Source organism: Crossiella sp. CA-258035 (assembly GCF_030064675.1).
Taxonomy (GTDB): domain Bacteria; phylum Actinomycetota; class Actinomycetes; order Mycobacteriales; family Pseudonocardiaceae; genus Crossiella.
In genome coordinates this window covers 8,741,634-8,759,577 of record NZ_CP116413.1, presented here as the reverse complement: position 1 = coordinate 8,759,577, position 17,944 = coordinate 8,741,634, and the positions used below count along the sequence as shown (strand labels likewise).

Here is a 17,944-nt window from a genome sequence, read left to right as displayed (position 1 = left end):
AAAGCTAGGCACGGCACCCCACCGTCCACAGTGCTCGATCGGCAGCGGCTACCCCTGACTTTCGTCAGGTCGGCGGGCCCGCGCCGGACGCACCCACGGGGTCGGTTCCGGCCAGTTCGGCACCAGTGCCACGGTGAGGCCGGCCAGCGTGGCCAGCGCGATCAGCCAGGCCGTGTGCCCCTCGCCGAGCGCCAGCATCCGGGCCCCGGTGAAGAACACCACCACCCCGGCCACCTTCGCCACGTTGGGCTCGTGCCGCAGCACGTAGAGGAACAGGCTGAACGCCAGCAGGGCCAGGTACTGCAGCGCGCTGTCGCCGTGTTCGCCGAGTGCGAGGGTGAAGACCTGGAGGCCCAGCAGGAAGTAGGCGAACGCCCAGGCCCGGCTGATCCGGCCGCGGGTCCGCCTGGCCCGGCGGCTCACCCGCGCACTCACCGTACGATCTAGTTGCGCCGTACCGGACCTCATGGTCTTGGCTACCCCTCGCACCGGGGTTCTACGCGCATCTTCAGCCCACGCTCAGCAGCCGCGCCTAAGCTGATCTTCGCCGGTCGCGGCGAGTGAGGACGCCGCGGCCGGACCACCGCCCGTCACAGGGCGTCTGCGACAACGTGTATCGGTTGTCCGAGGCGAGTCGTTACGCCCCTTTTCGGTGCTTTTTCTCACGCCCTTCGGATTCCCTCCGCGACCGCCTTTTCGGGCAGGATCTGCCCATCCCAACCGGACTCACCGGGGGGACTGGGATCGCGCCCGAGCGCGTACACATTTTGGGGAATCACGTGCAGAAGTCCTTGGGTCTGCTGACCCGTGCCGTCGCGACCGCAGCCGCGCTCGCGGTGATCGCCGCGCCGATGGCACTGGCGCAGACCACCTCCAGCACCACCACGACCACGACGACGAACCCGGTCAGCAGCACCACCGCGCCGACCACCACGCCGTCCACCTCCAGCTCGGTGCCGACGACCTCGCCGTCGGCCACCACGAGCCCGGTGACCAGCAGCACCAGCCCGCGGCCGACCACCTCGATCCGGCCGACCACCTCGACCAGCGAGCAGCCGGACCCGGGCGGCAAGCCGTGGCAGGACCAGATCTTCGGTCTGGCCTCCAACCCGAACGACCCGACCCAGGCCGCGATCATCATCGGCTGCGCCGCGGGCAAGCCGACCGACATCAGCTCGGTCGCGCTCACCATCGACGAGGCCATCCAGAGCGAGGTCGACCCGCGCGTCTACGTCGCGCTGGCCCGCCTCAAGGACGGCGTCGCGCTGGGCGAGTACCAGGTCACCGCCAAGTGCGGGGGCAAGTCCCTCAGCTTCACCTTCCGGGTGATCGGCGACGAGCAGTCCGGCGGCAAGACCCCGGTGCTGGGCAAGCCGGGCAAGGGCAAGAAGAACTCGCAGATCGGCTTCACCCCGCGGGGCGGCGTGGAGACCGGCGTCGGCGGCACCGCCTGAGCATGTCGACGACCAAGCGCAGTGGTGGCCGCGGTTTCGCGGCCACCGTCCTGCTCGCCACCACGCTGCTGCTGAGCGCGTGCGGCGGTGGCGGGGAGCCCGCCCCGCCGCAGACTTCCGCGCCGCAGACCAGCGCAGCGGCCTCGGCCGAGACCAAGCTCAAGCCGACGGACGTGCGCATCCCGAAGATCGGTGCGCAGTCCTCGCTGATCAGCACCGCGATCAACCCGGACGGGTCGCTCGAGGTGCCCAAGGCGGACAAGCCCATGCAGGCCGCCTGGTACCGGATGAGCCCGGTGCCGGGGGACAAGGGCCCGGCGATCATCCTCGGCCACGTGGACGGCAACAAGCAGCCCGGCATCTTCTTCAAGCTGCACGAGCTGGCCGTCGGTGACGAGGTGTTCGTCAAGCGCAGCGACGGCAAGGAGGTGAAGTTCGTGGTCACCGCCAGGGAGCAGAAGCCCAAGAACGAGTTCCCGACCGAGGCGGTGTACGGCGACAGCCCCGACCCGATCCTGCGGTTGATCACCTGTGGCGGCGCCTTCGACAAGGCCGCGCACAGCTACCAGGACAACGTGATCGTCTCGGCCAAGCTGGCCGCCTGAGCCGATCCCGCGGCACGGGCCCGGTGCGGAAGTCCGCATCGGGCCCGAACTGCGTACTGGAAGAACTCGGCACCAAGGTCGTATAACGACGCTGGCTGGTCCGCACGGCCATGTGTCACGATCGTGCTCCGAATCCGCGCCGACCTGGGGGCTTGTGCATGGACCAGGAGCGACTTGCCGCCGCCGCCCAGCGGGCGCTGGTGCGCGTCCGCGCGGCAGGCGCCAGCAAGGAACAGGCCGAGGACTGCGTGCAGGACGCGGTGGCCGACCTGCTGGCCAGCGCGCACACCACGCCGGTCGACCGGCCGGAGGCCTGGCTGACCACGGTCTCCCGGCGCCGGTTCGCGGACCAGCTGCGCCGCCGCAGGCGTGAGCAGACCGCGCTGGCCCGCAGTGACGCCCAGCGCGCGGTGTTCGGCGCCGACCCCTCCGAGGCGGTGGCCGACCGCGACCAGGCCCGCTGGATGGCCGCCGCGCTGGACGAGCTGCCCGAGACCACCCGCGAGGTGGTGGCCATGGCGGGCGCGGGCAAGCCGCCCACCGAGATCGCCACCGAGCTGGGCCTGAGCAGCCGCTCGGTCGAGTCGCACCTGACCAGGGCGCGCAGGCTGCTGCGCCGCCTGGCCGCGGCCGCGGTGCTGCCGCTGGGCGCCGGCCTGGCCGGGATCTGGCGCTGGCTGGGCGCGGGCAACCTGGCCGGGGCCAAGGTCGCGCTGGCCGCGGTGTCGGTACCGCTGGCCCTGGGCTCACTGGCCGTGCTGCCGCCGCTGCCGGGCCCGGAGCTCAGCCCCGAACCGCCACCGCTGGCCCTGGTCGAGGTGCCGCAGGAGACCCCGCAGCCGGTGCCACCGCCCGCGCAGGGCGGCACCCAAGCGGACCCACCTGCCTCGGACACCCGTCAGCCTGGCTCGACCGGCCGGTCCGGCTCCGGCGGCAACGGCAAAGCGGACCCGCCCGCGCACGGCAAGGGCAAGGACGGCAACGGCAAGGACCGGGGTCGCAAACCAGCTGACCGAGGACAAAGTTTCCAAAGTTCTGGCTGGTCAGGGCATAGATCTGACCGCGCCGGGAAAAATCGTCAAGATCTTTTTGCGGGTCCGGGCGGTCCCGCGCGACAACACAGTGGTGGACGCAGCAGGCACTGACCGCGCCGCGCAGCACACGCGGTGGTGTCCACCAGCACCGGAGGAAGTTCTGGTTGAGGTTCACGCGCTGCCCTGGCCAGTGGGAATCCGGTGTCGAGGTCACGGTGGGGTCGGTGTCAGGGCCCCGATCCCGACTCCACCGTGACCTTCCCCTGTTAGCCGACCCTGATCGAGATCGCCGAGGACACCGCGGTGCTGACGTCGATGTCCGGGCCGTCGGCCTGCACCCGCAGCGTCAGCGAGGTCTGCACCCGCAGTGACAGGCTGAACGTGCCGTTGGGGCGGCAGCGGCTCCAGTCACCGAGGTTCACCCACAGCCCGGCGCTGGTCTGCGTCTGGAGGATCACCGAGCCGAGCAGCGCCGCGGAACGGGCGCCGGCCAGCTCCTCCAGCGAGCCGTCGATCTTGACCTCCTCGCCCTTCTTGACCTTCTTCTTGTCCGCCTTCGCGTTGACCTTGACCTTCTTCTTGTCCTGCTCGACCACCGTCGAGCCGGAGTCGGCGGCCGAGGCGGCCGCGACCGGGGCAACCGCCAGCGCCCCGAGGGCCACCAGCAGCGCCGTCACAACTCGGAGGAACCGGGTCCGCAACACCGGCAGGTTGTTGTTCATAACCTGAACCAGAACCAACTACTGGTCAGAACGCCAGGCGAAAGTCCACAATGGACCTTGTTGGATGACTAGCGTGCCTGCTCAGGTGTTGAATGAGCCAGGTGTTGCTCGAAGCCGCCCTGCTCAAGCTCGGCACCGCCGCCGTGCGCACCGCCACCAAGCTGTGGCTGGCCGATGACAAGGTCGCCGCCGAGGTCGGCGCCAACGCGGTGGACCTGGTGTCCGAGCGGTTCGGCAACCAGCGCGACAAACGCCGCTTCGCCCGGATGCTGGAGACCTTCGCCGAGGCCGTGGTGGACCGGCTGGAACCCGTCATCGAGGCCGAGTTCGCCGCCCTGCCCGAGCACGAGCGCGCCGCCGCCGTGCACGCGGTCCAGGACACCTTCGAGCAGGCCGCCCTGGTGGACAAGGACCTCTTCGCCGCCGACCTGGACGCCCGCCACCTGGACCGCGCCCTGCGCCGCCAGGCCCCCGGCCACGCCGCCCTGCTCTCCGCCGACACCGAGGCCCTCTACGACCTGCTGCTACGCGAGTCCTGCGGCTACGTCATCGAGATCGCCCGCGGCCTGCCTGCCTTCAGCACCGCCGCGCTGACCGAGCTGTTGCGCAGGGACACCGAGATCATCAACGGCATCCGCGAGGTGCTGGCCCGGCTGCCGCAACGCGACCGCAGCGCCGGTTTTGACTACGACTACCGCCAGCAGGCCGCCCGCAAGCTGGACCACATCGAGCTCTTCGGCGTCACCCTGGACGACGCGAGCAGGCGCTACCCGCTCAGCGTGGCCTACATCAGCCTCACCGCGGACACCGGCCACGGCCGCCCGGAACGCATCGAGGACCTGCTGGCCAGGAGCAGCAAGCTGTTCATCCGCGGCGAGGCCGGCCTCGGCAAGACCACCCTGCTGCACTGGATCGCGGTGCGCAGCGCCCGCCGCGACTTCCCGCCCGCGCTGGCCGCCTGGAACCAGACCATCCCGTTCTTCGTCCCGCTGCGCCGCTACGCCGACCGCGACCTGCCCCGCCCCGAGCAGTTCCTGGACGAGGTCGGCCGCCACATCGCCGACGAGATGCCCAAGGGCTGGGTCCAGCAGCACCTGCGCGGCGGCCACGCGGTGGTCCTCATCGACGGCGTGGACGAGCTGGCCCCGGCCCGCCGCGAGGAGGCCCGCGACTGGCTGCGCCACCTCACCCTGAGCTTCCCCGAGGCCCGCTGGGTGATCACCTCCCGCCCCGGCGCCGCCCAACCGGACTGGCTGGCCACCGACGGCTTCCTCAGCCTCGACCTGCAACCCATGACGCCCGCCGACGTGCGCACCTTCATCCACCGCTGGCACACCGCCATGCAGTCGCTCTCCGCCGACGAGGAGACCAAGGCCCAGCTCGAGTCCTACCACCAGAACCTGCGCACCCAGCTGGACACCCGCAACCACCTCCGCCGCCTGGCGGGCTATCCCCCGCCGGTTGGCCTCAACCGCACCGAGAACGCCTTGCTGTTGGGCGATCTGGCCTACTGGCTGATCCGCAAACGAGCGCAGCGACATCGAAACCGAACGCGCCATCGAGCAGTTGGGCCGCCGGTTGCGCTCAATGGCCCAGGTCCAGGCCGAGCCGGAAGAGGTCTACCGGCATCTGCTGATCCGCTCGGGCTTGCTGCGTGAGCCGGTGGAAGGCCGGATCGACTTCGTGCACCGGACCTTCCAGGAATACCTCGCCGCGCGTTCCGCGATGCAGGACTTCGACGACGTGGAGGTGCTGCTCAAGAACGCGGCCAGCTGGCACGAGGTCTTCGTGCTGGCGGTCGGCCACGCCTCCAGCCGCCAACGCGAAGCCCTGCTCTCCGGTTCGACCAAAACCCAGGGCAAACGCAACCTCCAGTTGCTGGCGCTGGCCTGCCTGGAAACCGCGCCGGACCTGAATGCCGAACTCCGCGCGCAGATCCAGCGCCAAGCGGCCGATCTGGTGCCGCCCAAGTCCCGCACCCAGGCGCGAGTGTCCGCCGCCTGAGACCAGGCTGGCCGAGGCGAGTAGGCCCGCAGTGTTCTCACTGAATACGCGGGTGAGTTGCAGGTCGGGGGAGCCAACCCGTCAGTGCGCCACCTGCACGGGCTCCGGAACCTGATTGTCGTCGGTGGTTTTGACCTGCGTGATGTGCCGCTTGGAGTGCGTCAGCTCGTGTCTTCAATGCCACGCATCTGGGCGGCCTCCCGCCGCTACCCAAGCTGAAAGAGCTGGGGCTGTACGGCATTCAGGACGTCAGTGACCTGTCCGTGCTCAAGTCCGCGCCCCGGCTTGAGATTCTCGAGGTCGAGCCACGCGACCTCCTGATGAACCGCGATGTCGCCTCGCTCCTGGATCTGAAGGCGCTGCGCCAGCTGGACATCGTCTGCGCCGATCCGACCATCCTCGGTCCATTGCGGCGACGTCCTGAGCTACAGGTCATCTGGCGACCCCGAAACGACAGTCGCCCCGCGGCCCTGAGAGGTCCGTGGGGCGACTGAGCAAAACCGTTGACTACCGGGCGAACTCCGCGCCGCGGGTCACCGCGTTCCACGCGTCCACGATGCCGTGCCCGTAGAACCCGTTGAACTTGGTGTCACCCTCACAGGTGGCCGTGAACTCCGCGCTCCGGCCCTCCTTCAGGTAGTCCACCGTGCGCGGGGTCGGGCAGGGGCGCTTCTGCGCGGTGCCGTAGAGCACCTTCTCCACCTTGTCCGGGGACATGGTGAGACCCGGGTTCTTCCGGTCCTTCTTGCCGTACTGGCTGACGATCAGCGCCGCCACACCGGCCGCGTGCGGGGAGGCCATCGAGGTCCCCTGCAGGTAGTTGTAGTAACCCACCTTGTCGCCCTGCACGTACTTGGTCACGCCCGCCTTGACGCCGTCCGGGGTGATGTTGCCCTCGGCGTCGACCAGCTTCTCGGCCTGCAGCACGTTCTTCGGGTACGAGGACAGGATGCGGTTCTCGTTGGCGTTGAACCACGGGGTGCCGAAGTAGTCGCGGGTGTAACCGCCGGGGGCGGCCACCGAGATCTGCTCCAGGCCGTAGTTGGAGAAGTCCGACTTCTTGCCCGACGGGCCGAGGCTGGACACGCCGATGGTGTGCGCGCCCTCGACCGGCAGGTCGAAGCAGGAGGAGTTGTCGATCGGACGCTCGTGGGTGTTGCCGGCCGGGAAGTTCGGGCTGGACTTGTCGGTCCGCGGCTTGCCGAGGTCCTCGTGGTTGTTGCCCAGCGCGCCGACCAGGGTGACGCCCTTGTTGTGCGCGTAGTTCAGCGCGCGGTTGATCGCCTTGATGGTGGCGCGCTGCTCCTGCTGCTGCTCAGGGGTGTCGGCCGGGTTGGCCACGCAGTTGAACGCCCACGGGTCGACGTAGAAGGACATGTTGATCACGTCCAGGCCCGCGTCCGCGCCGTAGGTCAGCGCGTCGATGACCGGCTGCAGGAAGAAGTAGCCGCTGTCCTGGCCGCCGCGGATGTTCACCAGCGTGACGCCGGGCGCGACGCCGGAGACGCCGAAGCCGTTGACCGCCGCGCCGATGGTGCCCGCGACGTGCGTGCCGTGGCCGCTGTCGTCGTGGTCGTTGGGGTCCACGCAGCCGCGGTACTCGCACTCGCCGTCGACCTCGGCGCCGTTCTCGTCGTAGGGGAGGTCCGTGGTGAAGTTGCGGGACAGCTCCTTGGAGAAGTTCGGCGCGATGTCCGGGTGGTTGCCGTCCACGCCGGTGTCCAGGATGCCGACGGTGACCCGCTTGTCACCCGGCTGCTTGGACCGCGCGAGGTCGGAGCGGAGCATCTTCAGGCCCCACAGCTTGTCGTCCAGCGGGTCCATGCCGGACTGCTGGACCTTGGCCTCGGCCGGGCCCTGCTTGCCCGCGGACTCCTTCTCGACCGCGTCCCGCTTGGCCTTCTCCAGCTTCTGCTTGGGCGCCTGGCCGACCGGCCGCGCCCTGGTCGCGCCGCCCACGTCCGTGGACCCGGCGACCTGGGTGATGAAGCCCTGCTGCGGGGCCCGCACGACCAGGGCGCCGATCGCGGCGTTCTCCTTGGTCACGGTGCCGCCGGCAGCCTGCACCGCGCGGATCGCGGCCTCCCGGCTGGCGCCGTCGGCGACCAGCACGGTGTAGTCGGACTGAGCCTGCTGGGATGCCGTGCCCGCGGCACCCGCCGGGCCACCGGCCAGCAGCAGGGAACCTGCCACGACCGGCACAGCCAGCCCGGCTGTCAGGATTTTCTTGACCTTCACGTTCATTGCCTCCTCGACGTGACCCGGCTGGACACGTCCGTGTCCAAGCGGCACGCTCACGGAACGAACTGCGGTTATGCGCCGCGCGCATTGCAGCAGTGGCCGACGGACAAGCGGAAATACCAACGGGTGACCAAGATTGATGCAGGATGAGCATGGATATCGAGTTCCGGCATCTTAAGGCGTTCCGGGTGCTCGCGGAGGAGCTGAACTTCACCCGCGCCGCGGCACGTCTGGGTGTTCCGCAGTCCGGTCTGTCCCGTCAGGTGCAGCGGCTGGAGCGCAGCCTCGGCGTGAGCCTGTTGCGGCGCAGCACCCGCGCGGTCTCGCTCACCCCGGCCGGGCACGCCCTCTACACCCACGCCAGGCGGGCCGAGGAGCTCGCCGAGCAGCTCAGGGCCGATGTCACCGCCGCCGATCATGGTCAGGTGCAGCTCCGGCTGGCCACCTATCCGATCGGCGTCTCCGAGCTGACCGCCCGGCTCACCCAGGCCCTGCCCGAGGTCCAGGTGGCCACCCTGACCACCACCCCCGACCTGGCCGTGCAGGCGCTGGAACGCGGGGAAGTCGATCTTGTCCTCGGCTACGGCCCGCCGGGTACGCAACCCTCGTTACCGCCGGGTGCCCAAGCCGAAATTCTGTTGCATGAACCGATTTACGTGGCCCTTTCGGCTGCCCATCGATGCGCCGCCGCGGAGTCCGTGCACCTGGCCGAGCTGGCCGCCGACCGCTGGGTGGCGCCGCCGCCGGACACCGTGCTGGCCCAGGTGTGCGCGGCGGTGTTCACCTCGGCCGGAATTCGCCCGCACGTGCTGCACGTGGCCGACTCCTCGAACACGGTGCGCAACCTGGTCTCCTCCGGGCAGGCGGTCAGCCTGGCCGCCCCGCTGGCCGCGGCCTGGCCAGATGACAACGTGGTGGTGCTGCCGGTCGACCCGCCGATCCACCGCCCGGTGTGGGCGGCCTGGCTGGGCAGACTGCCGGCTGACGTGGTGGACAGCGCGCTCGGCGCGGCCTGCGCGCATTACGCCGAGCTGGCCGCGCGGGCCGGGGACTACTGGGCGCGGGCGATTCGGGAAGGGCGGCTGCGCGGCGGGCACTGGCCGCCCAGAAGCTGAAGAGATCCTCAGTTTCCCTCGGTAAAGTCGGCAGGCATGACGACCACCGCCGACGCGGTCGCTCCCGGTGTCGGCCGGAGTCGCCGCAACTACCTGGCCGCCGAGTTCCTCCTGTTGTTCTTCGGGGCGGTCTCGGTCTACACCGTCTTCCGCATTCCCGGCGGGCCCATTCCGCTGCTGGTGGTGCTCGGCATCACCGCGGTGCTCTACCTGCGCCGGCAGCCGGACTTCGACCGGTCGAACTTCTGGCGGCCGTCCGCGCTGTGGCCGGTGCTGCCGAGGATGCTGCTGCTGTGGGCGGCCACCGCCGCGCTCGGCCTGGTGTCGCTGTGGCTGTTCAGCCCGGAACGCCTGTTCGAGCTGCCCAGGAACAACCCGACGGTGTGGCTGTTCATCATGGTGTTGTACCCGCTGCTGTCGGTCTACCCGCAGGAACTCATCTTCCGGGCGTTCCTGTTCCACCGGTACGCGCCGGTGTTCGGCAACGGCCTGGGAATGGTCGCGGCTAGTGCCGCTGCCTTCGGTTTCGTGCACATCATCTTCGGCAACGTGCTGAGCGTGGTACTCACCGTCATCGGCGGCTGGATCTTCAGCAACCGATACCGGCGCACCCGCTCGCTGTTCGCCGCCTGGGTGGAGCACGGGCTCTATGGCCTGCTGGTCTTCACCATCGGCTTCGGAGATTTCTTCTACCACGGCGCGGCCGCTCGGTGAAGGGTTTATGATTCCGTTGCCCCATCACGCGATCCGGTCACGTCCTGGTTGCTGACCCACCGGGAAATTTGACTTCACGCCCGTTCGGATATTTACTGCCACGAGCCACCTATCCAAACGGGGAGTGCAAATGGCGGAGAAAGTCACGGTCGAGCTGGTGGACGACCTCGACGGGTCGAAGGCTGAGGAGAGCGTCTCCTTCGGCCTCGACGGCGTCGACTACGTCATCGACCTGTCCGCGGACAATGCGGCGGCTCTTCGCGACGCCGTTGCGGCGTATGTCGCCGCGGCCCGGCGCACCGGTGGCCGCAAGCAGCGGGCCACCCGCGGCGGCGGCGCCAAGGCCGCCGGCGAGCGCGACCGCAACCAGGAGATTCGGCAGTGGGCCCGCACCCAGGGCCACCAGGTCTCCGAGCGCGGCCGCATTCCGCAGGAGCTGGTCGTGAAGTTCCAGGAAGCCCACGCTTCCTGAGTTCGCGGTACTTCAGCGCTGCCGCGAAGGCGAAGCCTGTCTGGTCGGGTCAGGCCCCGCCTTCGCGGCAGCGTTCGAACTCCAGCGGATCGTGGGCGGAAAAGACCTGAATCCGCTGGGGCTGCGCCGCGGCCAGCGCGTGCAGCCTGCGCAGGTTGTCCAGACGTTTTGCCCGGTCGACCGCCACCACGGATTGGAATAGGTCCAGCCCCGGGGTGCCGCGAGACGGTCGCGCATTGACCTCGCCGTGGAAGAAGTAGGCGTCCCCGGCATGCAACAGCCAGCGGTCGCCGTCAGCCGCCACCGCGACTCCACTATGGCCGTGGGTGTGTCCAGCCAGTGGAATCAGCAGGATCTCCGGCGGAAGTCCGTCGAGTTGCCGCACCGCCTCGAAGCCGAACCAGCCCCCGCCCCCGGGCCGGTCGTATGTGGCCCAGTCCGGGCCGTGCGCCCATTGCGCCGGCACATAGCGCGAACGTTCCCCCAAGGTCCGCCTGGCCATTGCCGCGGCGTATTCCTCGGCATGCACGTGCACCTTGGCCTGCGGGAAATCCGCGATCCCGCCCGCGTGGTCCAGGTCCAGGTGGGTCAGCACGATGTGCCGGACGTCAGCCGGTGAATAACCCAGCCGGGCGATCTGCCGGACCGCGGTCTCGCTCTCGGCCAGCTTCGGCCGGCAGGAAAGCCGGAACAGCGCGCCCAGCCTGCCCGGCGAACGCAGGTCGTCGAGACCGAACCCGGTGTCCACCAGCACCAGGCCCTGCTCGGTCTCGATCAGCAGGCAGTGCGCGACCAGCCGGGCCGCCCGGTGCGGCGGGGCGTCGCCGTTGATCAGCCGCCCGCCGAGCGGAGCCATGCTCGCGCAGTTGAGGTGGTGAACCCGCATGTCCGTACATCTAGCAGCCGAGTTCACCCACTCGTTGCTCCGACCATCGACTTGTGACCTAACGCAACCTCTCCCTGATGCGGTGCAGGGCGGACTGCGTCGCGCCCACAGTGGTGTGCAACTCCCTGGCGATCTCGGTGTGCGGCAGGCCGTCGGCGAAGAGCAGCAGCAGGTTGCGGTCGCGGGTGGAGAAGTCGCGCAGCCGCTGCCGGAACCAGCGTCCCTCCAACCGGTCGTTGACCCGTTCGGTCGGGTCCTCCGGGGTGCTCGGCCGGAGCCGGGGGTGGTCGAACAGGGCCGCGTCCTCGTGCTGCCGCCGGTGTTCCTCCGCGCACAGCCTGCCGACCACCAGGGCCAGGAACGCGGCCAGCCGGTCCGGTGGCACCCGGCCGAGCTCGGCGGCCTGGGCGAGTGCCTCGTGCACCACGTCCTCGGGTTCGGCGCCGGCTGGGCAGCGTTGCCTGGCCAGCCGCAGCAGCGCGGGCCGCAGGCGCAGGCACTCCTGCCAGTCGACGGCGGTGCTTGCCGGGCGGGACCTCTTGTCGCGCATGGTCCTCACCCTGCCGCGCCCGCCGCCGCCGTGGCCGGATCAGATCAGGTGATACCGGCGGTTTGTTGGACCGGCACGAAGACTTCCGGCTCGCTCACCGGTGGGCCGATGCGCAGCGCCACCAGAGCCGAGGGCACCACCAGGGCGGGCAGCCAGAGCCGCCACAGCGCGGTGAACTTGGCCGCCAGGTCGTCGTGCCCGCTGGTGGCCCTGGACAGCAGCTGGGTGCCGGTGAAGGCGGCCACCAGGGACTCCGCGGCCTCCCTCGGGTGCACCTCGGGCCGCAGCTGCCCGGCCGCGCCCGCCAAGATCAACAGGTCCCGCACCATGGTGACCCAGCCGTGGAACTGACCGCCCGCCTCGCGGTCGAACAGGTCGGCCTCGAAGAGCAGCCGGACGCCCACCCTGGCCCGCACATCGGTGCGCAACCGGTTGCCGAACTCGTGCGAGAGATCGATGAGCGACTGCATCGGGCTCAGTGGCTGCTGGGCCAAATGGTGGTGGACTTCGTGCCAGAGACGTAACTGGGTCTCGATCAAAGCGACCGCGAGTGCTTCCTTCGAGGGAAAATGGCAGTACAGAGCCCCTTTTGTGACGCCCGCACTTGCGCAAACGTCGGTGAGATTGGTACCGAGAAAGCCCTTCCGGTCGAAAGTGTTCGCTGCCGCCAGCAGCAGGCTTTGCTTCGTGTTGCTCGATTGTTCACGCTTGAACATCGACTGCTCCGCCATCCAGGTGTTCTTGCCGTCGAAACTAATCTGTACCGGTATGTTGGCCGACATGTTGCGGTTGGGCAACGACCAGGTGCCGAAGAGCAAAGACTCACTATTCGTTGCACTCGAAATGAGTGGAGAGGAGGGATTCGACACGACCGTACCGCGCAGGCTGGTGCATCGCGAGTCCGTGGCCGAGGTGCTGCTGACCAGATGGGTGCGCCGCCGCACCGGCGACTTCCGGATCTGTGCCCAGTTACCCCGGGCGCACGCCTTCTACCAGCCAGAACAGGGCCGGGTCGACCCGCTGCTGATACTGGAGACCATTCGCCAAACCGGGCTGCTGATTGCCCATACGGGTTGGGACATACCGCTTGACCACAAGTTCGTCATGCGGGGAATGAGTTACGCCGTGGATCCTGCGGCGTTGCGGGCCGGGGACCGGCCGGTCGACATCCAACTGGTGGTGCGCACCAGGGATCCGCGGGTGCGGCCGGGGCACGCCTCCACGCTCGCGGTGGAGGCCGAGCTGTACCGGGAGGGCCGCCGGTTCGGTCAGGGCGGCGGCACGCTGGGTGCGCTGCCGCCATCGGTGTACGCCAGGCTGCGCCCGCCAAGGGTGCCCAGTCAGGCGGCCGGTGAGCGGCCGGCGCCGGTGTCGCCGGACCTGGTTGGCCGCCGCGATGTCAGGGATGTGTTGTTGACCAGCGTGAACAAGGCGAACCGCTGGGGCCTGCTGGTGGATGCGGGCCATCCGGCGCTGTTCGACCACGCGGTCGACCACGTGCCGGGCATGGTGGTCTTCGCGGCCATGCGCCAGGCGGTCCGGGCCGTCGTGGGTCCCGGATACCTGGTCTCCTGCCAGGCCCGCACCGGCCGGTTCGTCGAGCTGGACCGGCCGGCCGAGGTGAGCGTGCTGCGCACCGCGAACGGCATGTGCTGGGTCGCGGTGGAGCAGGACGGCCAGCGGGCGGCGACCGCGGCCTGGCGGCTGGCGCCGGGCGCCGGGCCGGTGTCATGACGAATCGGACGTCCTCCACCCTGGAAATGGTGCAACGACTGCTCACCCGATTCGGCGCGCAGGATGCCGCGGGCGTCGCCCAGTTGTTCCACGTGGACGCCCAGTGCCATTCCTCGGAAATCCCAGGAGATCCCTGGCCGGTGCGCTCCCATGGCCGCCGGGAAATCGAGGCGTTCTTCCTGGCGCTGTTCCACAGGTTGGAGTTCCACGCGGTGACCGTGCGAAAGGTCCTGGTTGACGGCGACGATGCGGTGGTCTTCGGCGGCGGCCGATACCGGGCCACCGGAACCGGTCGCGTATTCGCCCAGGACTTCGCGGTGAGTCTTTCCGTGCGGGCCGGGCTGATTCAGGAGTACCGGGTCGTCGAGGACACCCTGGCCATCGCCATGGCCCTCGGCAGGGCCTATCCGATTTACTGACGGCGCACTGGCCGGGTCCGCCGCGCGCGCGGTCCCGGCCAACCCCGTCCAGCGGAGGCAACACATGACCGAGCAGATCGCCGGCACCACCGACATCGCGGCCACCCCGGCCGCGGTCTACGCCCTGGTCTCCGACGTGCCGAACCAGCACCGGTTCACCAGGGAATGCCGCGCCGCCGACTGGCTGCCCCCGGCCACCGGTCCCGCGGTCGGCGCCCGCTTCCGCGGCCACAACGAGGCAGGCAAGGCCAAGTGGTCCACCACCTGCCGCGTCACCAAGGCCGACCCCGGCCGCGCGTTCGCCTACCGCGTCACCGCGGGCCCGATCCGGGTCGCCGACTGGGCCTGGACCTTCGAGCCCGCCGGCACCGGCTGCCGGGTCACCGAGTCCTTCGTCGACCTGCGCAACCCGGTGATCAAGTGGCTGTTCAACCGCATCGTCGGCGTCAAGGACCGCGCGGCCCGCAACAAGCGCAACATCGACAAGACGTTGGCCGGCCTCAAGGAGCTGGCCGAGGGCTGAGCCCACTGCCTGGTCGCGATCTCGCGAGACCGGGACCGCCCAGGGCTGCTGATCTGAGCGCATGTCCGTTCACTCCCGCTGGCCCGCGGTCGTCTCCGTCATGCTGGGCATCTTCGCCATCGTCACCACCGAGATCCTGCCCATCGGCCTGCTCACCCCCATCGGCGCGACCTTCGGCATCTCGCCCGGCACTGCGGGCCTGATGATGACCATGCCCGGTTTCCTGGCCGCGCTGGCCGCGCCGCTGGTCACGGTGGCCACCGCGCGGCTGGACCGGCGGCGGATGCTGGGCGCGCTGGCGCTGCTGCTGGCGGTGGCGAACTTCCTCGCCGCGGTGGCCCCCGGCTACTGGCTGATGCTGCTCTCCCGGGTGCTGCTGGGCGTGGTCATCGGCGGGTTCTGGTCCATCGGGGCCGGACTGGCGCCGCGGCTGGTGCCCGCGCACCGGGTGGGCGCGGCCACCGCGGTGATCTTCGCGGCGGTGCCGCTGGGCTCGGTGCTCGGTGTGCCGGCCGGGACCTTCCTCGGCGAGCTGGCCGGGTGGCGGGCCGCGTTCGTGGTGCTGGGGGTGCTCACCGCGGTGGTGTGGCTGGCACTGCTGGTGTTCCTGCCGCCGCTGCCCGCCGAGCGGGCGACCAGTCCCCGGGTGCTGGCCGGGCTGCTGCGCCTGCCGAGTGCCCGGCTCGGGCTGGCGGTGACCTTCCTGGTGGTGCTCGCGCACTTCGGCACCTACACCTACGTGACCCCGTTCCTGCACCAGGCCACCCAGGCCAGTCCCACGCCGTACCTGCTGGCCTACGGCCTGGCGGGAGTGCTCGGCAACTTCCTCGCCGGGGCCTGGGTGGCCACCTCGGTGCGCCGGGTGTTCGCGCTGGCGGCTGGGCTGATCGCGCTGGCCACCGTGCTGTTGCCGGTGCTCGGCGGCTGGGAGCTGCCGCTGCTGGTGCTCTGGGGGCTGGCCTACGGCGCGGTGCCCGCCTGCGCACAGACCTGGCTGGCCCAGTCCGCGCCGGACGCGCCGGAGGCGGCGACCGTGCTGTTCACCTCGGCCTTCCAGGCCACCCTGTCCACCGGCGCGCTGCTCGGCGGGGTGCTGGTGGACGCGAGCTCAGTCCCGGTCACCATGGTCGCCGGCGGGCTGGTCGCGCTGCTGGCCGTCGGGGTGCTCCAGGCTTTCCCACAGGTTCGTCAGCCCGTCCAGCATCACGCGTAGGGCCAGCTCGAAGGCCTCGGTGTCGATCTCGGCCCGGCCGCGCAGCAGGTGCGCCTGGGCCAGGTTCGGGTAGCGCTCGGCGTAGAGCTGCTCGTCGTCGTCGAAGCCCTGGGAGAACGAGCCCATGGCCGCGCCGAAGACCAGGTACTTGGTGGCCGCGCCGATCATGGTCGCGTACTTGGGCGGCCAGCCCGCGGAGACCAGGCCGCCGTGCACCGCGTCGGCCAGCTTGAGCCCGGACTCGCGGCGGCCGGGCCCGGCCGAGAGCAGCGGCACGATGTTGGGGTGGCGGGCCAGCACGGACCGGTAGGAGCGCAGGTAGATGGTCAGCGCCTCGCGCCAGTCGCAGCGGCCGAAGGCGGAGGTGTCCACCTCGGTGGCCAGCTCGTTGGCCACGTCGTGCAGCAGCTGCTCCTTGGTGCGCACGTGGTTGTACAGCGAGGCGGCCTGCACGCCGATGTGGTGGGCCAGCCTGCGCATGGTCAGCGCCTCCAGCCCGTGCTGGTCGATGATCTCCAGCGCGGCCGTCCGGATCCGGTCGACCGACAGCAGCGGGGCTGGGGGTCTGGGCACCGTTGCTCCTCGTGGATGAGTCTCGCTCGACTTCGCGCCGTGGTCTTGCCGTGCGCTCGCCGCCGTCCTAGCCTCGATGAAAACTAACACGGTTAGTTTTCCGGGTCTGCACCCACGACGATGAAGTCACGGAGGCCGGATGACTCTCTCGCTGGCGATGGTCCTCGCGGAGTCGGCGCGGCTGCACCGCGAACGGGTCGCCCTCATCCAGGGCGATCAGCAGCTCACCTACCCGGAGCTCTGGGAGCGGGCCAGGCGGCACGCCGCGGCCCTGCGCGAGCTGGGCATCCGGGAGGGCGACCGGGTCGCGATCGTGGCCCCCAACGTGATCGGCTTCGTCGAGTCCTACTTCGGCGTGCTGGCCGCCGGCGCGGTGGTGGTGCCGATCCCGCTGCTGCTGGTGCCGGACGAGGCCACCTACCTGATCTCGCACGCCAAGGCCAAGCTGGTGCTCTGCCACGTCTCCCAGCTGCCCCTCGGCGCGCCCGCCGCCAAGGCCGCCGGGGTCGAGCTGCGCACGCTCGGCCCGGCCACCCCCGAGCACCCCTCGCTGACCGAGCTGGCCGCCGCCACCGACCCGCTGCCCACCTTCCGCACCCGCGCCGCGGAAGACCCGGCGGTGGTCTTCTACACCTCCGGCACCACCGGCCGCCCCAAGGGCGCCGTGCTCACCCACCTCAACCTGGTCATGAACGCCACCGTGGCCGCCTTCGACGTGGACAAGCTGGCCGCGGGCGAGGTGATCCTGGGCTGCCTGCCGCTGTTCCACATCTTCGGCCAGTCCAGCGCGATGAACTCCGGCTTCCGGGTCGGCGCCACCCTGCTGCTGCAACCCCGCTTCGACGCCGCCGAGGCGCTGGAGCTGATGCGCCAGCACCAGGTGTCGATCTTCCTGGGCGTGCCCACCATGTACCTGCGGCTGCTGGAGGTCAGCGAGGGCCAGGCCGAGGTGCCCCAGCTGCGGGGCTGCACCTCCGGCGGGGCGCCGCTGCCGGTGGCCGTGCTGGAGGCCTTCCAGGAGCGCTTCGGCACCGAGATCCTGGAGGGTTACGGCCTGTCCGAGACCTCGCCGACGGCCACGGTGAACCAGCCGGTCTTCGGCGCGCGGCCGGGCACCGTCGGCCATCCGATCTGGGGCGTCGAGGTGGCGGTCGTGGACCCGGCGATCGACGAGCGGAACGAGTTCCTGCCTGCCGGGCAGTCCGGCGAGATCGTCATCAGGGGGCACAACGTCTTCGCCGGCTACCTCGACGACCCGGCGGCCACCGAGGCGGCCGTGGTGGACGGCTGGTTCCGCACCGGCGACATCGGGGTCAAGGACGCCGAGGGCTACCTCTCAGTGGTGGACCGCAAGAAGGACCTGATCATCCGCAGCGGGTTCAACGTCTACCCGCGCGAGGTCGAGGAGATGCTCATCCGGCACCCCGCCATCGCCGAGGTCTCGGTGATCGGCCTGCCGGACGAGCGCAGCGGCGAGGAGGTCTGCGCCGTGGTGGTGCCCAAGCCGGGACAGCAGGTCACCCAGGACGAGGTGATCGCCTGGACCAGGGAACGCCTCGGCCACCACAAGTATCCGCGACGGGTCGTCGTGGTCGACGAACTGCCCGTTGGCCCCAGCCACAAGGTGCTCAAGCGCGAGCTCCGCCAGTGGGTGGCCACCGGCAAGGTCAAGTGAGGAAAGGGAA

The 17,944-nt window shown here is 70.0% G+C and carries 22 protein-coding genes; 14 read left to right on the top strand and 8 right to left on the bottom strand.

The features are described from left to right. Positions 1 to 48: 48 nt before the first annotated feature. A complete protein-coding gene (locus N8J89_RS39775; protein ID WP_283662011.1) occupies positions 49 to 435 on the bottom strand; it encodes a hypothetical protein in 387 nt (128 codons plus the stop codon). A 340-nt stretch (positions 436 to 775) separates the two neighbouring features. Further along, positions 776 to 1,003, bottom strand: coding sequence for a hypothetical protein (locus tag N8J89_RS39770; RefSeq protein WP_283662010.1), 228 nt, complete (start codon positions 1,001 to 1,003; stop codon positions 776 to 778). Here N8J89_RS39770 and N8J89_RS39765 point away from each other — a divergent pair. From N8J89_RS39765 to N8J89_RS39755, 3 genes are all read left to right on the top strand, one after another. Next, positions 990 to 1,454, top strand: a complete 465-nt coding sequence (locus tag N8J89_RS39765; protein ID WP_283662009.1) for a hypothetical protein — start codon at positions 990 to 992, stop codon at positions 1,452 to 1,454. The genes N8J89_RS39770 and N8J89_RS39765 overlap by 14 nt on opposite strands. Positions 1,455 to 1,456: 2 nt before the next feature. Beyond that, on the top strand, positions 1,457 to 2,059 hold the full coding sequence (locus N8J89_RS39760) for a class F sortase (protein WP_283662008.1): 603 nt from the start codon (positions 1,457 to 1,459) through the stop codon (positions 2,057 to 2,059). 158 nt (positions 2,060 to 2,217) lie between these two features. Further along, complete coding sequence (locus N8J89_RS39755; protein ID WP_283662007.1) at positions 2,218 to 3,204, top strand: RNA polymerase sigma factor; 987 nt, start codon at positions 2,218 to 2,220, stop codon at positions 3,202 to 3,204. A 155-nt stretch (positions 3,205 to 3,359) separates the two neighbouring features. Here the strand turns inward: N8J89_RS39755 and N8J89_RS39750 are convergent, their stop codons facing one another. Then, positions 3,360 to 3,815, bottom strand: coding sequence for a hypothetical protein (locus N8J89_RS39750; protein ID WP_283662006.1), 456 nt, complete (start codon positions 3,813 to 3,815; stop codon positions 3,360 to 3,362). Between the two features lie 92 nt (positions 3,816 to 3,907). On the opposite strand from N8J89_RS39750, the gene N8J89_RS39745 reads away from it, so the two are divergent. From N8J89_RS39745 to N8J89_RS39735, 3 genes are all read left to right on the top strand, one after another. Then, positions 3,908 to 5,473 carry an NACHT domain-containing protein gene (locus N8J89_RS39745; protein WP_283662005.1) on the top strand — a complete coding sequence of 522 codons (1,566 nt, stop codon included), beginning with the start codon at positions 3,908 to 3,910 and terminating at the stop codon, positions 5,471 to 5,473. After that, entirely contained in the window at positions 5,403 to 5,819 is a 417-nt protein-coding gene (locus N8J89_RS39740) for a hypothetical protein (RefSeq protein WP_283662004.1), read from the top strand. The genes N8J89_RS39745 and N8J89_RS39740 overlap by 71 nt, the downstream gene beginning before the upstream one ends. Positions 5,820 to 6,082: 263 nt before the next feature. Next, positions 6,083 to 6,313, top strand: coding sequence for a hypothetical protein (locus N8J89_RS39735; protein ID WP_283662003.1), 231 nt, complete (start codon positions 6,083 to 6,085; stop codon positions 6,311 to 6,313). Positions 6,314 to 6,326: 13 nt separating this feature from the next. Here the strand turns inward: N8J89_RS39735 and N8J89_RS39730 are convergent, their stop codons facing one another. Then, complete coding sequence (locus N8J89_RS39730) at positions 6,327 to 8,063, bottom strand: S8 family serine peptidase (protein WP_283662002.1); 1,737 nt, start codon at positions 8,061 to 8,063, stop codon at positions 6,327 to 6,329. A 149-nt stretch (positions 8,064 to 8,212) separates the two neighbouring features. Between N8J89_RS39730 and N8J89_RS39725 the strand changes: the two genes are divergently transcribed. From N8J89_RS39725 to N8J89_RS39715, 3 genes are all read left to right on the top strand, one after another. Then, on the top strand, positions 8,213 to 9,175 hold the full coding sequence (locus N8J89_RS39725; RefSeq protein ID WP_283662001.1) for a LysR family transcriptional regulator: 963 nt from the start codon (positions 8,213 to 8,215) through the stop codon (positions 9,173 to 9,175). A 36-nt stretch (positions 9,176 to 9,211) separates the two neighbouring features. After that, entirely contained in the window at positions 9,212 to 9,889 is a 678-nt protein-coding gene (locus tag N8J89_RS39720; protein WP_283662000.1) for a CPBP family intramembrane glutamic endopeptidase, read from the top strand. 130 nt (positions 9,890 to 10,019) lie between these two features. Beyond that, complete coding sequence (locus N8J89_RS39715) at positions 10,020 to 10,361, top strand: histone-like nucleoid-structuring protein Lsr2 (RefSeq protein ID WP_252483542.1); 342 nt, start codon at positions 10,020 to 10,022, stop codon at positions 10,359 to 10,361. Between the two features lie 49 nt (positions 10,362 to 10,410). On the opposite strand, the gene N8J89_RS39710 is transcribed toward N8J89_RS39715, so the two are convergent. Genes N8J89_RS39710 through N8J89_RS39700 form a run of 3 tightly spaced genes read right to left on the bottom strand, consistent with a single transcriptional unit; the run spans position 10,411 to position 12,615 of the window. After that, entirely contained in the window at positions 10,411 to 11,247 is an 837-nt protein-coding gene (locus N8J89_RS39710; protein ID WP_283661999.1) for an MBL fold metallo-hydrolase, read from the bottom strand. A 58-nt stretch (positions 11,248 to 11,305) separates the two neighbouring features. Continuing rightward, complete coding sequence (locus tag N8J89_RS39705; protein WP_283661998.1) at positions 11,306 to 11,797, bottom strand: sigma-70 family RNA polymerase sigma factor; 492 nt, start codon at positions 11,795 to 11,797, stop codon at positions 11,306 to 11,308. Positions 11,798 to 11,841: 44 nt separating this feature from the next. Then, positions 11,842 to 12,615: a ScbR family autoregulator-binding transcription factor gene (locus tag N8J89_RS39700; RefSeq protein ID WP_283661997.1), complete on the bottom strand. Its 774-nt coding sequence runs from the start codon at positions 12,613 to 12,615 to the stop codon at positions 11,842 to 11,844. On the opposite strand from N8J89_RS39700, the gene N8J89_RS39695 reads away from it, so the two are divergent. From N8J89_RS39695 to N8J89_RS39680, 4 genes are all read left to right on the top strand, one after another. Continuing rightward, positions 12,566 to 13,531, top strand: coding sequence for a ScbA/BarX family gamma-butyrolactone biosynthesis protein (locus N8J89_RS39695; protein ID WP_349497430.1), 966 nt, complete (start codon positions 12,566 to 12,568; stop codon positions 13,529 to 13,531). The genes N8J89_RS39700 and N8J89_RS39695 overlap by 50 nt on opposite strands. 29 nt (positions 13,532 to 13,560) lie before the next feature. Next, positions 13,561 to 13,950, top strand: coding sequence for a nuclear transport factor 2 family protein (locus N8J89_RS39690; protein ID WP_283661995.1), 390 nt, complete (start codon positions 13,561 to 13,563; stop codon positions 13,948 to 13,950). 64 nt (positions 13,951 to 14,014) lie between these two features. Then, positions 14,015 to 14,473 (top strand): SRPBCC family protein, encoded by a 459-nt coding sequence (locus N8J89_RS39685; protein WP_283661994.1) that lies wholly within the window; start codon positions 14,015 to 14,017, stop codon positions 14,471 to 14,473. 61 nt (positions 14,474 to 14,534) lie between these two features. Next, positions 14,535 to 15,686 (top strand): MFS transporter, encoded by a 1,152-nt coding sequence (locus tag N8J89_RS39680; RefSeq protein ID WP_283661993.1) that lies wholly within the window; start codon positions 14,535 to 14,537, stop codon positions 15,684 to 15,686. On the opposite strand, the gene N8J89_RS39675 is transcribed toward N8J89_RS39680, so the two are convergent. Beyond that, positions 15,582 to 16,259 (bottom strand): TetR/AcrR family transcriptional regulator, encoded by a 678-nt coding sequence (locus N8J89_RS39675; RefSeq protein WP_283661992.1) that lies wholly within the window; start codon positions 16,257 to 16,259, stop codon positions 15,582 to 15,584. The two genes, N8J89_RS39680 and N8J89_RS39675, sit on opposite strands and share 105 nt — an antisense overlap. A 139-nt stretch (positions 16,260 to 16,398) precedes the next feature. On the opposite strand from N8J89_RS39675, the gene N8J89_RS39670 reads away from it, so the two are divergent. Beyond that, the gene (locus N8J89_RS39670; protein ID WP_283661991.1) at positions 16,399 to 17,934 is read left to right on the top strand and encodes a long-chain-fatty-acid--CoA ligase; all 1,536 of its coding nucleotides are present in this window, start codon (positions 16,399 to 16,401) and stop codon (positions 17,932 to 17,934) included. The last annotated feature ends 10 nt before the right edge of the window (positions 17,935 to 17,944 follow it).